Consider the following 13,738-nt stretch of genomic DNA (forward strand, 5'->3'; position numbering starts at 1 on the left):
TCGCGCAGCCCGCTCACACCACGGCCGCGCTCATCGCGGGACCCGGCTCAGATCACCACCGCGACCGCGAACGCGGCCAGGGCGACCGTGCACGCCACGGCGCCCAGTGCCCCGCGCGCCGACAGCACCGCAGGCCGGTGCGCAGCCCCCAGCACGCGCAGCCGGACATGGGCCAGCCGCAGAAACACCAGCCACACCAGCACACTGAGCGCCACCGCGATCAGTCCTGCCGGGCCCGGGTCACCACCGGCCGCCTGCCGTGCCGCGAGGACCGCCGCCACGGTGAACGACAGCGTGGTCCTGCGCCAAGCCAGCCGGGTCCGTTCGGGCTGCAACCCCGGATCGCGCTCCGGCAGGGCGGTCAACTGCCGCCCTCCCAGCCGAGAAGCACCACGACGATCATGGCGACGGCGACGACCGCGATGACCAGACTCAGCAGCGTCGGGAAGCGGGACACGGGCAGATCCTCACCCCGCCGCATGGCACGCTCGCAGCGCACCCAGTGGTTGACGGCCCGCAGCGCGCACAGCACCCCGGCGACCAACAGCCCGATCGCCATGCCCGCCCGTACGCCCCACCGCAGATCGGGCAAGAACTGATCGACCGCGAATCCGCCGCCGATGAGTGCGAGAGCCGTACGGAGCCAGGCGAGGAAGGTCCGCTCGTTGGCGAGCGAGAACCGGTAGTCGGGGGTCTCGCCCTCCTCACGCGCCCGCTGAGGCGCAAACCACAGCCGCACACTCCGCACGAAATCGTCCACGCCCGGCACCTTACCCACGGGTTCGCACCGGCCGCGGCCCCGGCTGCCCGCGGCTGGGCCGCGTCGGGCCGCTCCCGCCGACGGGCGCTGCCACCGGGGCGAGTGCCGTCACGCCCCGCGGTGCGCCCGCAGGCGTTCGTACGCCGCCAGACCGTCCGGCACCCACGGCCACTCGTCCAGTCGCCGTTCCAGCTCCGCCTCCGACAGGAAGGCGTGCCATGCGACCTCCTCCTGCTGGGGGTCCACCGGCATCTCGCAGCGGACCTCGTACACCGCCGACCACCAGGTGCGGGGCCCGTCCTCGTACAGGAAACGGAACAGCGGCGTCGGGCGGGGGAGGCCGGAGACGCCCAGTTCCTCCTCCGCCTCCCGCAGGGCCGCGTCGTCGTAGGTCTCGCCGGCGCCGACCACACCGCCCACGAACATGTCGTACAGCGACGGGAAGACCAGCTTCGTCGGCGTCCGCCGATGCACGAAGACCCGGCCCTGCGCGTCTCTCGCCTGGATGAACACACAGCGGTGGCGCAGGCCACGTGCATAGACGTCGCCCCGCCGGGCCTGCCCGACCACCCGGTCCGAGGCGTCGACGACGTCCAGGATTTCGTCCGCGGAACTCATCCGCCCATCCAACCACCGGGGCGGGAACGCCTCAGCTGTTGACTAGTTACTGACCCGTACCGAAGATCGGACCACCGAACTCGCCCCAACCCGGCCGGACAAGGATGGAACCCATGGCGTACGACGCTGATGTGATCGTGATCGGGGCGGGGCTCTCCGGTCTGGTGGCCACCGCAGAACTCGTCGACGCCGGGCGCAAGGTGATCCTTCTCGACCAGGAGCCGGAGCAGTCCATCGGCGGTCAGGCGCACTGGTCCTTCGGCGGGCTGTTCTTCGTCGACTCGCCCGAGCAGCGCCGGATGCGGATCAGGGACAGCCGTGAACTGGCCCTCCAGGACTGGCTCGGCACCGCCGGCTTCGACCGTGACGAGGACCGGTGGCCGCGGAAGTGGGCCGAGGCGTACGTCGACTTCGCCTCCGGTGAGAAGCGGTCCTGGCTGCACGCGCAGGGCATGCGCTTCTTCCCGGTGGTCGGCTGGGCCGAACGCGGCGGCTACGACGCCACCGGGCACGGCAACTCGGTGCCCCGCTTCCACATCACCTGGGGGACCGGCCCGGGCGTCGTCGCGCCCTTCGAACGGCGAGTCAGGGAAGGCGTCGCGCGCGGCCTCGTGCAACTGCGGTTCCGCCACCGCGTCACCGGCCTGACCGGCAGCGACGGCACCCTCGACACCGTCAGCGGTGAGGTGCTGGAGCCGTCCCGCGCCGAGCGCGGAGGCGCGAGCAGCCGCGAGGTCGCGGGAGCCTTCGAGTTCCGCGCGCAGGCGGTGATCGTCACCTCGGGCGGCATCGGCGGCAACCACGATCTCGTCCGCGCCCAGTGGCCGGACCGTCTCGGCACCCCGCCCGAGAAGATGCTCTCCGGTGTGCCCGCGCACGTCGACGGGCTGATGCTGGGCATCGCCGAGCGCGCGGGTGCGAGCCACATCAACCGCGACCGCATGTGGCACTACACCGAAGGCATCGAGAACTGGAACCCCATCTGGGCCAGGCACGGCATCCGCATCCTGCCGGGCCCGTCGTCCCTCTGGCTCGACGCGCGCGGCAAGCGGCTGCCCGTCCCGCTCTTCCCCGGCTTCGACACCCTCGGCACACTCGAACACATCATGCGCTCGGGGTACGGCTACACCTGGTTCGTGCTCGACCAGAAGATCATCGGCAAGGAGTTCGCGCTCTCGGGCTCCGAGCAGAACCCCGATCTGACCGGGAAGTCGGTCCGTGACGTGATCGGCCGAGCCCGCGCCGAGGTCCCCGGCCCGGTGAAGGCGTTCATGGACAACGGCGTCGACTTCGTCGTCGAGAAGGACCTCGGCTCCCTCGTGCGCGGCATGAACGCCCTCACCAAGGAACCGCTGATAGACGAGGCCGAGCTGCGCCGCGAGATCACCGCCAGGGACCGCGAGATCAGGAACCCCTTCACCAAGGACCTCCAGGTCACGGCCATCCGCGGTGCCCGCAAGTACCTCGGCGACAAGCTCATCCGTACGGCGACCCCGCACCGCATCCTCGACCCGAAGGCCGGCCCGCTCATCGCCGTCCGGCTGAACATCCTCACCCGCAAGTCGCTCGGCGGCCTGGAGACGGATCTGTCCTCGCGGGTCCTCGCCCCCGGCGGCGAACCACTGGCCGGGCTGTACGCGGCGGGCGAGGCGGCCGGCTTCGGCGGCGGAGGCGTGCACGGCTACCGCTCGCTGGAGGGCACCTTCCTCGGCGGCTGCATCTTCTCGGGCCGGGCCGCCGGGCGGGCCGCGGCGAAGGCGGTCGGCTGAACCGCCGCGTGGGACCGATGACGGCGTCCTCGGCGGCGGGCCCGCGCCCTCCGCCGACCGCCCACGTATGACGAAACCCTGACGGATCCCGGTTTCCCTGGCTTCCGGGCGCCCCAAGTGCTCGAATCGAGGGGTGACCGACAAACACTCCGACACCGAGGGCAGCCCCGTCGGGCGCCGTCTGGTGCTCGGCATGCTCGGGCTCGGTGCCGCCGGGGTCGCCACCGCGCCGTATCTCCAGCGCGGACTCGAATCCTTCCTGGGCGCGGCCTCCGACAACGACCCCACCGGGCTCACGGGCCTGCTCCCCAACGGCGGAGGCTTTCGCTACTACTCGGTCGCCTCCTCCGTACCGCACAAGGACGAGCGGAACTACCGGCTGACGGTCGACGGGCTGGTCGAGCGTCCGGCGACGTACACCCTCGACGCGCTGCGCGGTCTGCCGCAGACCCGCGTGGTGCGTGACGTGCAGTGCGTCACCGGGTGGCGGGTCCCCGACACCGCGTTCTCCGGCGTCAAGCTCTCGATGCTGCTGGACGCCGCGGGCGTGCGGCCGGAGGGCAAGGCGATCCGCTTCACCTGCTTCGACGGGACGTACAGCGAGAGCCTCACGCTTCCGCAGGCCCGCCGGGACGATGTCCTCGTCGCCCTGCGGATGCAGGACAAGCCGGTCAGCCACTCCCACGGCGGCCCGGTCCGGCTCTATGTGGCGCCGATGTACTTCTACAAGTCGGCGAAATGGCTTTCCGGGATCTCGGTCACCTCCGACGTCCGGCCCGGCTACTGGGAGGAGCGGGGCTATGACGTCGACGCCTGGGTCGGCCGGTCCAACGGCCGCACCGACACGCCCACCGTCTGAACGGCCCGCGATCGTACGGCGGTTCAGCCGCGCCGAGCGCTGGGTGCACCGCACGACCGCCGCACTGATGCTGCTGTGTGTGGCGACGGCGGCCTGTCTCTACGTCCCGCAGCTGGCCGAACTCGTCGGCCGCCGCCATCTGGTGGTGACCGTCCACGAGTGGTCGGGCATCCTCATCCCGGTGCCGCTTCTGCTGGGCCTCGCTTCGAAGGCGCTCCGCACGGACCTCGGCCGGCTCAACCGCTTCGGGCCGCACGACCGGACGTGGCTACGGGCGGTGCGCCGCCGCGACGCGCGTCCCGAGTCGCGGCCGGCGGCCAAGTTCAACGCCGGGCAGAAGATCTACGCGGCCTGGATCGCGGGCGCGGTGCTGATCATGGCGGGGACCGGGTTGATGATGTGGTTCACGCATCTCACCCCGCTGGTGTGGCGTACGAGCGCCACCTTCGTGCACGACTGGCTGGCACTCGCCATCGGGTTCGTGCTGATCGGTCACATCGGGATGGCGTTCGCCGACCCGGAGGCACGCCGTGGCATGCGCACCGGGTCGGTCGAACGCCCGTGGGCCCGCAGGGAACACCCGCTGTGGGATCCGGACGACGACTGACCGCCGGTCCCTCGGACGTCCCGCTACAGAATCAGTGACAGCAGCAGGACGAAGCCGATGCCGACCACCGAGATGATGGTCTCCATCACCGACCAGGTCTTGATGGTCTGGCCCACGGTCATGCCGAAGTACTCCTTCACCAGCCAGAATCCGGCATCGTTGACATGGCTGAAGAAGAGCGAGCCGGCGCCGATCGCCAGGACCAGCAGGGCCGACTCGGTCGTCGACATGTCGGCGGCGAGCGGGGCCACCAGCCCGGCGGCGGAGATCGTCGCCACCGTGGCCGAGCCGGTCGCCAGCCGGATCGCCACCGCGATCAGCCAGGCGAGCAGCAGGGTCGGGATCGCCCAGTCCTTGGAGTAGTCCAGGATCATCTGACCCACACCGACGTCGATCAGCGTCTGCTTGAAACCGCCACCGGCGCCGACGATCAGCAGGATGCCCGCGATGGGTGCGAGCGACTTCTCGACCGTCGTCGAGATCCGGTCCTTGGTGAAGCCGGCCGCGCGGCCCAGCGTGAAGATGCCGACGATCACCGCCGCGAGCAGTGCGATCAGCGGCGAGCCGATGACGTCGGTGACACGCTGGACACCGTTGTCAGGATCGTCGACGACGATCTCCACCAGTGCCTTGACGAGCATCAGGACCACGGGCAGCAGCACGGTGGCCACCGTCGCGACGAAGCCGGGGCGCCGCTCCAGGTCCTCGGAGGGACGGGTCGGGATCATCTTCTCCGGCGCCGGGATGTCGACCCAACGGGCCGCGTACCGCGAGAAGAGCGGACCCGCGATGATCACCGTCGGGATGGCGACGAGCACGCCGAGGGCGAGGGTGACGCCCAGGTTGGCGCCGATCGCGTCGATGGCCACCAGAGGGCCGGGGTGCGGCGGAATCAGTCCGTGCATCACCGACAGACCGGCGAGAGCGGGAATGCCGATCCGCATCAGGGAGTAGTTGCCGCGCTTGGCGACGAGCAGGACGACCGGGATCAGCAGCACGATGCCGACCTCGAAGAACAGCGGCAGTCCGATCACCGAGGCGATCAGCACCATGGCCCAGGGCATCGCGCGCCCCTTGGCCTTGGCGAGGATCGTGTCGACGATCTGGTCCGCACCGCCCGAGTCGGCGAGCAGCTTGCCGAGGATGGCGCCGAGCGCGATGAGCACGCCGACGCCGGCGACCGTGGTGCCGAGGCCCGTGGTGAACGACAGGATCGTCTTTTCCAGCGGTGCGCCGGCGAACGACCCGAGGGCCAGCGATCCGATGGTCAGCGCCAGGAACGCGTGCAGTTTGTACTTGGTGATGAGCAGGACGATGACGGCGATACCCGCGAGAACGGCTATGCCGAGCTGGGCATTGCCTGCCGAGGTGATCGGTTCGGTGGCGTCCGCTGCCAGCATCTCGACACTGAGACTGGTCACGGTGGGTCCTTACTGAAGGGAACGTCGGGGGACGGGGTCGAGGAGAGGGGAGGGAAGGCGCTCACGCGTCGAGCCGGCGCAGCGCGGCGACGGCCCGTTCGGTGATCTCCCCGGGGCTGCCGGACACATCGACGGAAACGCCCGCCTCGTCGTCCTCCAGCGGCTGGAGCGTGGCGAACTGCGAATCGAGCAGCTTCGTGGGCATGAAGTGCCCCTTGCGCTCGGTCATCCGCTGTGCGATCAGCTCGCGGTCACCGGTGAGATGGAGGAAGACGGCGTCCGGGGCGACCGCGCGCAGACGGTCGCGGTAGGCACGCTTGAGCGCGGAGCTGGAAACGACTCCGCCCTTGCCCGCCCTGCTGAGCGCCCACTGGCCGATGGCATCGAGCCAGGGCCACCGGTCCGCGTCGTCCAGCGGTGTACCGGCCGACATCTTGGCGATATTGGCCGGGGGATGGAAGTCGTCGCCCTCGGCGTACGGAACGCCCAGAGCTTCTGCGACCAGCGGACCGATGGTGGTCTTCCCGGTCCCGGTCACTCCCATGACCACCACGACGTGGGGGGTGCTCATTGCTGCCTCGCTGTCTTCGTCGACATCGGTCCGTCGCGCTACTGAAACCCATTAGGTACGACGTATTCAAGTGTCCGAGACATAAACGTCATACTTTTTCTTCTCGATCCCTGCCCGTAGGCTGAACCCATGACCACAGCGGGCCGGGGCCTCCACACCCATGTTCTGGACACACTCGGCCTCGCCATCACAGCAGGGGAGTACCCGCAGGGCTGCGTTTTGCGCACCGACGAAGTCGCTCAGCGCTTCGACGTCTCCCGCACGGTCGTCCGCGAGGTCGTCCGCGTCCTCGAATCCATGCACCTGGTGGAGTCCCGGCGCCGGGTGGGGGTGACCGTCCGCCCCACCGAGGAGTGGAACGTCTACGACCCGCAGGTCATCCGCTGGCGACTGGCCGGCGCCGACCGGCCGCGCCAGCTGCGGTCGCTGACCGTGCTCCGTTCCGCCGTCGAACCGGTCGCCGCGGGCCTCGCCGCCCGTCGTGCCACGCCCGAACAGTGCGCCGCGCTCACCGAGTGCGCGCTCGGTATGGTCGCCACCTCCCGGGGCCATCAGCTCGAGGGGTATCTGCGGCACGACATCGCTTTCCACCGGATCGTCCTCGAAGCCTCCGGCAACGAGATGTTCGCGCGCCTCGGTGATGTCGTTGCGGAGGTGCTCGCGGGGCGTACGCACCACCACGTGATGTTCGACGACCCGGATCCGGCGGCCGTGACCCTGCATGTGCAGGTTGCCGAGGCCGTTCGCGAAGGCGACGCTGCGCGCGCCGAGGAGATCACCCGGGAGATCGCCGTGGGCGCCCTGGCCGAGCTGGACGTCCTCGCACCCTGAGACCCTTCGGTAACACCTGGTCATACGTTGGGTGACGATGACCTTGGTTTACCTTGCTGCAACCTCAGAAACACCTCAGATATATCGCTTCGTGAGATAGGCCACTGCCAAAATCCCAGGATTGCCCTGATGATGTGCCGTCGGGCCCACGCCCAGGTGACGACCCCCCACCGGCTACGACCGGGACCGCACACCTCCCCCTCACGAAGGCGAATCCTCTCCATGAGTGACCGCATCACCGCGGCCGAAAAGCCCGCCGCCGGGGTACCGGCGACGAGCACCCCCCACGTGGACGCCGGCGACGCCGGCTACAGCAAGGACCTGAAGTCCCGCCACATCAACATGATCGCCATCGGCGGAGCGATAGGCACGGGTCTGTTCCTCGGAGCGGGCGGCAGAATGGCCGGAGCGGGCCCCTCGCTCGCCATCGCCTACGCGGTCTGCGGCGTCTTCGCCTTCTTCGTCGTCCGTGCGCTCGGCGAGCTCGTCCTCTACCGCCCCTCGTCCGGCGCCTTCGTCTCCTACGCCCGTGAGTTCATGGGGGAGAAGGGCGCCTTCGCGGCCGGCTGGCTGTACTTCCTCAACTGGTCCACCACCGCCATCGCCGACATCACCGCGGCCGCGACCTACGCCCACTTCTGGGCCATGTTCAGCGACGTCCCGCAGTGGGTGCTCGCGCTGATCGCCCTCGCCGTCGTCCTCACCGCCAATCTCATCTCGGTGAAGTACTTCGGCGAGATGGAGTTCTGGTTCGCGATCATCAAGGTCGCCGCGCTCGTCGCGTTCATGCTCGTGGGCATCTACCTCGTGGTCACCCAGCACCCGGTCGACGGCCACACCCCCGGCTTCTCCACCATCTCCGACGGCGGCGGCGTCTTCCCGATGGGCATGCTGCCGATGCTGCTGGTGATCCAGGGTGTCGTCTTCGCCTACGCCTCCGTCGAGCTCTGCGGCGTCGCCGCCGGTGAGACCGAGAACCCCGAGAAGATCATGCCCAAGGCGATCAACTCGATCATGTGGCGTGTGGGCCTGTTCTACGTCGGCTCCGTCGTGCTCCTCGCGCTGCTCCTGCCGTACACCGCGTACTCCGGCGACGAGAGCCCCTTCGTCACCGTCATGGACAAGCTCGGCGTCCCGGGCGCGGCCGGCGTGATGAACCTCGTCGTCCTCACCGCCGCCCTCTCCAGCCTCAACTCCGGCCTGTACTCCACCGGTCGCATCCTGCGCTCCATGGCCCTCTCGGGCTCCGCGCCCCGCTTCACCGGCCGGATGAACAAGGGCCAGGTCCCCTACGGCGGCATTCTGCTGACCGCGGGCTTCGGCGTGCTCGGCGTCGGTCTCAACTACCTCATGCCCGGGCAGGCCTTCGAGATCGTCCTGAACTTCGCCTCGATCGGCATCCTCGGCACCTGGGGCATGATCATGCTCTGCTCGCTGCTGTTCTGGTACCGCTCGCAGGACGGGCGGGTCACCCGCCCGTCCTACCGGCTGCCCTGGGCCCCGTACACCCAGATCGTCACCCTGCTCTTCCTCGTCGGTGTGGCCGTCCTGATGTGGTGGGGCGGCGGCGTCGGCCGGACGACCGTGACGTGCCTGCCGTTGATCGCCGCGGCACTGGTCGGCGGCTGGTACGTCGTCCGCGGCCGGGTCAGGGCCCTCGCGGCCGAGCGCCAGGACGCCTGAGCCGAACACGCACACGAGGGGCCCCGCGGAAAGACTTCCGCGGGGCCCCTCCTGCTCGTCGCCGAGCGCCGCCGTGACGGTCCATAGTGGGGATCGACCGACGTGCGAAGAAGGGCAGGTTCTCGATGTCGCAGCAGGTGCAAGGTGTGATCGCACCCGGAAAGAACGAACCGGTGCGGGTGGAGACGATCGTCGTCCCGGACCCCGGTCCGGGCGAGGCCGTGGTGCAGGTGCAGGCGTGCGGGGTCTGCCACACCGATCTGCACTACAAGCAGGGCGGGATCAACGACGACTTCCCCTTCCTCCTCGGCCATGAGGCCGCGGGTGTCGTGGAGGCGGTCGGCCCGGACGTCACCGAGGTGTCGCCCGGCGACTTCGTCATCCTCAACTGGCGGGCCGTGTGCGGCCGCTGTCGCGCCTGTCGGCGGGGCCGCCCCTGGTACTGCTTCGACACCCACAACGCCCGCCGGAAGATGACCCTGACGGACGGCACCGAACTCTCCCCGGCCCTGGGCATCGGCGCGTTCGCCGAGAAGACCCTCGTCGCCGCGGGGCAGTGCACCAAGGTCGATCCGGCGGTCTCCGCGTCCGTCGCGGGTCTCCTCGGCTGCGGAGTGATGGCGGGTATCGGCGCGGCCGTCAACACCGGCAACGTGGGCCGCGGTGACACCGTCGCCGTCATCGGCTGCGGCGGTGTGGGCGACGCGGCGGTCGTCGGCGCACGGCTGGCGGGCGCGGCCAGGATCATCGCCGTCGACATCGACGACCGCAAGCTCGAGACGGCGAAGAGGATGGGCGCGACCCACACGGTCAACTCCGATTCCGCCGACGCCGTGGAGGCGATCCGCGAACTCACCGGGGGCTTCGGCGCCGATGTCGTCATCGAGGCGGTCGGCCGCCCGGAGACCTATAAGCAGGCCTTCTACGCCCGCGATCTCGCCGGCACGGTCGTCCTCGTCGGCGTCCCCACCCCGGACATGAAGCTGGAACTGCCGCTCCTCGACGTCTTCGGCCGCGGCGGCGCACTCAAGTCCTCCTGGTACGGCGACTGTCTGCCGTCCCGGGACTTCCCGATGCTGATCGACCTGCACCAGCAGGGCCGCATCGACCTCGGGGCGTTCGTCACCGAGACCATCGGGCTCGGTGACATCGAGAAGGCCTTCGCCCGGATGCACGAGGGCGACGTGCTGCGTTCGGTGGTGCGGTTCTGATGACCTCTTCGAACGTCAGGATCGACCACCTCGTCACCTCCGGCACCTTCTCCCTCGACGGCGGCACCTGGGACGTCGACAACAACGTGTGGATCGTGGGCGACGATTCCGAGGCCATCGTCATCGACGCCGCCCACGACGCCGCGGCGATCGAGGCGGCCCTCGGAGGCCGCACGCTCGTCGCCGTCGTCTGCACGCACGCCCACAACGACCACATCGACGCCGCGCCCGCACTCGCCGCGGCCACGGGCGCGCCGATCCTGCTGCACCCCGACGACCTCCCGCTGTGGAAGCAGACGCATCCCGACCGCGCCCCCGACGGCGAACTGGCCGACGGCCTGACGCTGACCGTCGCGGGTGTCGAACTGACCGTGCTGCACACCCCGGGCCATGCCCCCGGAGCGGTCTGTCTGTACGCCCCCGAGCTGTCCACGGTCTTCACCGGGGACACCCTCTTCCAGGGCGGCCCCGGCGCCACCGGCCGGTCGTTCTCGCACTTCCCGACCATCGTCGAGTCGATCAGGCAGCGGCTGCTCACCCTGCCGCCGGACACCGTGGTCCGCACCGGCCACGGCGACCCGACGACCGTCGGCGAGGAGTCGCCACATCTGGAGGAGTGGATTCAGCGGGGCCACTGAGACAGCCGCAGCCCGCTCTCGAAGCGGAGCGGCTCCCCGGTCACGGGGTCGGTGAACTCCAGCACCCGGGCGAGGAGCTGAAGGGGCTCGGCCCAGTCGTCCGGCCCCGGCTCCCGGACCACGGGGAAGAGCGGATCGTTCAGCAGTGGCAGCCCGAGCCGGTTCATATGGACCCGGAGCTGATGGGTGCGGCCGGTGGCCGGCAACAGCCGGTACCGGCCGAGCCCCTCGCGGTGCTCCAGCAGCTCGATCCGGCTCTCGCTGTTCGGCTCGCCCGCCACCTCGCGGGCGGCCATCACCCCGTGGTCCTTCACGATCCGGCTGCGTACGGTGACCGGCAGTCTCACGGCCGGATCGTGGGCCGCCACCCCCTCGTATTCCTTGCGCACCCGCCGGTCACGGAACATCGTCTGGTACGCCCCCCGGTCCCCGGGCCGCACGACGAACAGCGCGAGACCCGCGGTCAGCCGGTCCAGCCGATGGGCGGGCTGGAGCTGCGGCAGCCCGAGATCACGCCGCAACCGGGCGAGAGCGGTCTCGGTGACGTGCCGGCCGCGCGGTGTGGTGGCGAGGAAGTGCGGCTTGTCGGCGACGACCAGGCGCTTGTCGCGGTGCACGATCCCCACCTCGAACGGGACGCGCTCCTCGGGCGCGAAGTCCCGGTGGAACCAGAGATACCGCCCGGGGGCGTACGGCTCGTCCGCGGCGACCGGCCCGTCCGTGCCGAGGATGCGGCCCTCCCGGAACAGCGCGTCGATCTTCTCGGTCCCGACGGCACCCGCGTACCGCGCCACCACATGATCGCGGACCGTCTTCCAGGAACCGTCCGGGTCGGCGGGCAGTCGCAGGCGCACCGGGTCGATCCCGTCCCGCTGGGGCAGCGGCGACGGCGGGGCCTTGTGTCTGCGTCTCACCCGGTGACTGTAAGCGCAGCGCCGCGTCCAGGAACCGGTGGCCGGGGGAGCGCAAACAAGAAGACCCCCGCGGTGAACCGCAGGGATCTTTGCTGGTGTCCGAGGGGGGACTTGAACCCCCACGCCCGATAAAGGGCACTAGCACCTCAAGCTAGCGCGTCTGCCATTCCGCCACCCGGACAAGGTGTCTGCCGTCCGGCGCTGGGCCGTTCCGACGTGGAAAACCATAGCAAACATTCAGCTGTGCCCGATCACCCGCCCGGCCGTCCGCAAGGCGTGCGACGGCAGGTAGCCGCCCTTGGGGTCCGGGGCCGCGCGCGGGAGGATGAGGGGGGACCACCAGCAGCGACAGTGGGAGGAATCAGCGTGAGCGAGTCGAATGCGGCCCGTACCGTCTCGGGCGAGGACGAGGTCGTCGACCTCTGCCGTGAGCTGATCCGGATCGACACCAGCAACTACGGGGACCACTCGGGCCCGGGGGAGAGGGCCGCGGCGGAGTACGTCGCGGAGAAGCTGGCCGAGGTCGGTGTCGAACCGCAGATCTTCGAGTCCCACCAGGGACGCGCCTCCACGGTGGCCCGGATCGAGGGGGAGGACCCGTCGAGGCCCGCGCTGCTCATCCACGGCCATCTCGACGTCGTACCGGCCAACGCCGACGACTGGACCCACCACCCGTTCTCCGGTGAGATCGCGGACGGCTGCGTCTGGGGCCGCGGCGCGGTCGACATGAAGGACATGGACGCGATGACGCTCGCCGTCGTCCGGGACAGGATGCGCAGCGGCCGCAAGCCCCCGCGCGACATCGTGCTCGCGTTCCTCGCCGACGAGGAGGCGGGCGGCACCTGGGGCGCGCGGCACCTCGTCGACAAGCACCCCGATCTCTTCGAGGGCGTCACGGAGGCCATCGGCGAGGTCGGCGGCTTCTCCTTCACCGTCAACGAGAACCTGCGCCTCTACCTCGTCGAGACGGCTCAGAAGGGCATGCACTGGATGCGCCTGACCGTGGACGGCACCGCCGGCCACGGCTCCATGACCAACAAGGACAACGCCGTCACCGAGCTGTGCGAGGCGGTCGGCCGGCTCGGCCGGCACACGTGGCCGGTGCGGATGACCAAGACGGTCCGGGGCTTCCTCGACGAGCTCTCCGACGCGCTCGGCACCCCCCTGGACCCGGAGGACATGGATGCGACGCTCGCCAAGCTCGGCGGCATCGCCAAGATGATCGGCGCGACCCTGCGCAACTCCGCGGCCCCCACCATGCTCGGCGCCGGTTACAAGGTGAACGTCATCCCCGGCCAGGCGACCGCCCATGTCGACGGGCGCTTCCTGCCGGGTTACGAGGACGAGTTCCTGGCCGATCTCGACCGACTGCTCGGCCCTCGCGTCCGGCGCGAGGACGTGCACGGGGACAAGGCCCTGGAGACCAGCTTCGACGGCGACCTCGTCGACGCGATGCAGGTCGCGCTGAAGGCGGAGGACCCGATCGCGCGGGCCGTGCCGTACATGCTCTCCGGCGGCACGGACGCCAAGTCCTTCGACGACCTCGGCATCCGCTGCTTCGGGTTCGCCCCGCTCAAGCTGCCGCCGGAGCTGGACTTCGCGGGCATGTTCCACGGGGTGGACGAGCGCGTCCCGGTGGACGGTCTGCAGTTCGGTGTGCGTGTGCTTGACCGTTTCATCGACCGGTGCTGAACCGGATCGGGTGAGGTCTGCTGAAACGAAACTCCAATAATCGACAGTACGTACGCACGCGACTGGAAAGAGTGAAAGGAACATCGGGCTCGTAGCCCCGCCCGTTTCTCCTCGTTACAGGTGGTGCGGTCCGCGGCTGGGATCGCATTGCCAACAAGGAGGAA

14 protein-coding genes and 1 tRNA gene are annotated in these 13,738 nt (G+C 69.8%); 8 read left to right on the forward strand and 7 right to left on the reverse strand.

The window, feature by feature from the left end:
* Positions 1-47: 47 nt before the first annotated feature.
* The 3 genes from ABTX78_RS16845 to ABTX78_RS16855 form a co-directional block, all read right to left on the reverse strand.
* The gene (locus tag ABTX78_RS16845) at positions 48-365 is read right to left on the reverse strand and encodes a DUF202 domain-containing protein (RefSeq protein ID WP_352207547.1); all 318 of its coding nucleotides are present in this window, start codon (positions 363-365) and stop codon (positions 48-50) included.
* The gene (locus tag ABTX78_RS16850) at positions 362-760 is read right to left on the reverse strand and encodes a YidH family protein (RefSeq protein WP_352207548.1); all 399 of its coding nucleotides are present in this window, start codon (positions 758-760) and stop codon (positions 362-364) included. The genes ABTX78_RS16845 and ABTX78_RS16850 overlap by 4 nt, the downstream gene beginning before the upstream one ends.
* A 108-nt stretch (positions 761-868) precedes the next feature.
* Positions 869-1,378: an NUDIX hydrolase gene (locus ABTX78_RS16855; RefSeq protein WP_352207549.1), complete on the reverse strand. Its 510-nt coding sequence runs from the start codon at positions 1,376-1,378 to the stop codon at positions 869-871.
* Between the two features lie 113 nt (positions 1,379-1,491).
* Between ABTX78_RS16855 and ABTX78_RS16860 the strand changes: the two genes are divergently transcribed.
* The 3 genes from ABTX78_RS16860 (at position 1,492) to ABTX78_RS16870 (ending at position 4,613) form a co-directional block, all read left to right on the forward strand.
* Complete coding sequence (locus ABTX78_RS16860) at positions 1,492-3,147, forward strand: FAD-binding dehydrogenase (protein ID WP_352207550.1); 1,656 nt, start codon at positions 1,492-1,494, stop codon at positions 3,145-3,147.
* A 193-nt stretch (positions 3,148-3,340) separates the two neighbouring features.
* Positions 3,341-4,006, forward strand: coding sequence for a molybdopterin-dependent oxidoreductase (locus tag ABTX78_RS16865; RefSeq protein ID WP_352207693.1), 666 nt, complete (start codon positions 3,341-3,343; stop codon positions 4,004-4,006).
* Positions 3,948-4,613, forward strand: coding sequence for a cytochrome b/b6 domain-containing protein (locus ABTX78_RS16870; RefSeq protein ID WP_352207551.1), 666 nt, complete (start codon positions 3,948-3,950; stop codon positions 4,611-4,613). Before ABTX78_RS16865 ends, ABTX78_RS16870 begins: the two co-directional genes overlap by 59 nt.
* A 23-nt stretch (positions 4,614-4,636) precedes the next feature.
* On the opposite strand, the gene ABTX78_RS16875 is transcribed toward ABTX78_RS16870, so the two are convergent.
* Complete coding sequence (locus tag ABTX78_RS16875) at positions 4,637-6,034, reverse strand: GntT/GntP/DsdX family permease (protein WP_352207552.1); 1,398 nt, start codon at positions 6,032-6,034, stop codon at positions 4,637-4,639.
* A 61-nt stretch (positions 6,035-6,095) separates the two neighbouring features.
* Entirely contained in the window at positions 6,096-6,605 is a 510-nt protein-coding gene (locus ABTX78_RS16880) for a gluconokinase (RefSeq protein ID WP_352207553.1), read from the reverse strand.
* A 129-nt stretch (positions 6,606-6,734) separates the two neighbouring features.
* Here ABTX78_RS16880 and ABTX78_RS16885 point away from each other — a divergent pair, with 129 nt between their 5' ends.
* From ABTX78_RS16885 to ABTX78_RS16900, 4 genes are all read left to right on the forward strand, one after another.
* On the forward strand, positions 6,735-7,436 hold the full coding sequence (locus ABTX78_RS16885; RefSeq protein WP_352207554.1) for a FadR/GntR family transcriptional regulator: 702 nt from the start codon (positions 6,735-6,737) through the stop codon (positions 7,434-7,436).
* Positions 7,437-7,658: 222 nt separating this feature from the next.
* On the forward strand, positions 7,659-9,119 hold the full coding sequence (locus ABTX78_RS16890) for an amino acid permease (protein ID WP_352207555.1): 1,461 nt from the start codon (positions 7,659-7,661) through the stop codon (positions 9,117-9,119).
* Positions 9,120-9,244: 125 nt separating this feature from the next.
* On the forward strand, positions 9,245-10,330 hold the full coding sequence (locus ABTX78_RS16895) for an S-(hydroxymethyl)mycothiol dehydrogenase (RefSeq protein WP_352207556.1): 1,086 nt from the start codon (positions 9,245-9,247) through the stop codon (positions 10,328-10,330).
* Positions 10,330-10,968, forward strand: a complete 639-nt coding sequence (locus tag ABTX78_RS16900) for an MBL fold metallo-hydrolase (protein WP_352207557.1) — start codon at positions 10,330-10,332, stop codon at positions 10,966-10,968. The genes ABTX78_RS16895 and ABTX78_RS16900 overlap by 1 nt, the downstream gene beginning before the upstream one ends.
* Here the strand turns inward: ABTX78_RS16900 and ABTX78_RS16905 are convergent.
* Together ABTX78_RS16905 and ABTX78_RS16910 are read right to left on the reverse strand one after the other, a co-directional pair.
* Positions 10,953-11,882 carry a pseudouridine synthase gene (locus tag ABTX78_RS16905; protein WP_352207558.1) on the reverse strand — a complete coding sequence of 310 codons (930 nt, stop codon included), beginning with the start codon at positions 11,880-11,882 and terminating at the stop codon, positions 10,953-10,955. The genes ABTX78_RS16900 and ABTX78_RS16905 overlap by 16 nt on opposite strands.
* A gap of 93 nt (positions 11,883-11,975) precedes the next feature.
* A tRNA-Leu gene (locus ABTX78_RS16910) sits at positions 11,976-12,063 on the reverse strand.
* A 185-nt stretch (positions 12,064-12,248) separates the two neighbouring features.
* On the opposite strand from ABTX78_RS16910, the gene ABTX78_RS16915 reads away from it, so the two are divergent.
* A complete protein-coding gene (locus ABTX78_RS16915; RefSeq protein ID WP_352207559.1) occupies positions 12,249-13,574 on the forward strand; it encodes a M20/M25/M40 family metallo-hydrolase in 1,326 nt (441 codons plus the stop codon).
* Positions 13,575-13,738 lie beyond the last annotated feature (164 nt).

Source organism: Streptomyces sp. NPDC096193, from assembly GCF_040302905.1.
GTDB lineage: Bacteria > Actinomycetota > Actinomycetes > Streptomycetales > Streptomycetaceae > Streptomyces.

What these genes read in the sequence shown, in the direction of transcription:
- ABTX78_RS16855 (WP_352207549.1), bottom strand. Translation starts at nt 1,378, where the DNA reads ATGAGTTCCGCGGACGAAATCCTGGACGTCGTCGACGCCTCGGACCGG.
- ABTX78_RS16860 (WP_352207550.1), top strand. Translation starts at nt 1,492, where the DNA reads ATGGCGTACGACGCTGATGTGATCGTGATCGGGGCGGGGCTCTCCGGT.
- ABTX78_RS16865 (WP_352207693.1), top strand. Translation starts at nt 3,341, where the DNA reads ATGCTCGGGCTCGGTGCCGCCGGGGTCGCCACCGCGCCGTATCTCCAG.
- ABTX78_RS16870 (WP_352207551.1), top strand. Translation starts at nt 3,948, where the DNA reads ATGACGTCGACGCCTGGGTCGGCCGGTCCAACGGCCGCACCGACACGC.
- ABTX78_RS16880 (WP_352207553.1), bottom strand. Translation starts at nt 6,605, where the DNA reads ATGAGCACCCCCCACGTCGTGGTGGTCATGGGAGTGACCGGGACCGGG.
- ABTX78_RS16885 (WP_352207554.1), top strand. Translation starts at nt 6,735, where the DNA reads ATGACCACAGCGGGCCGGGGCCTCCACACCCATGTTCTGGACACACTC.
- ABTX78_RS16890 (WP_352207555.1), top strand. Translation starts at nt 7,659, where the DNA reads ATGAGTGACCGCATCACCGCGGCCGAAAAGCCCGCCGCCGGGGTACCG.
- ABTX78_RS16895 (WP_352207556.1), top strand. Translation starts at nt 9,245, where the DNA reads ATGTCGCAGCAGGTGCAAGGTGTGATCGCACCCGGAAAGAACGAACCG.
- ABTX78_RS16900 (WP_352207557.1), top strand. Translation starts at nt 10,330, where the DNA reads ATGACCTCTTCGAACGTCAGGATCGACCACCTCGTCACCTCCGGCACC.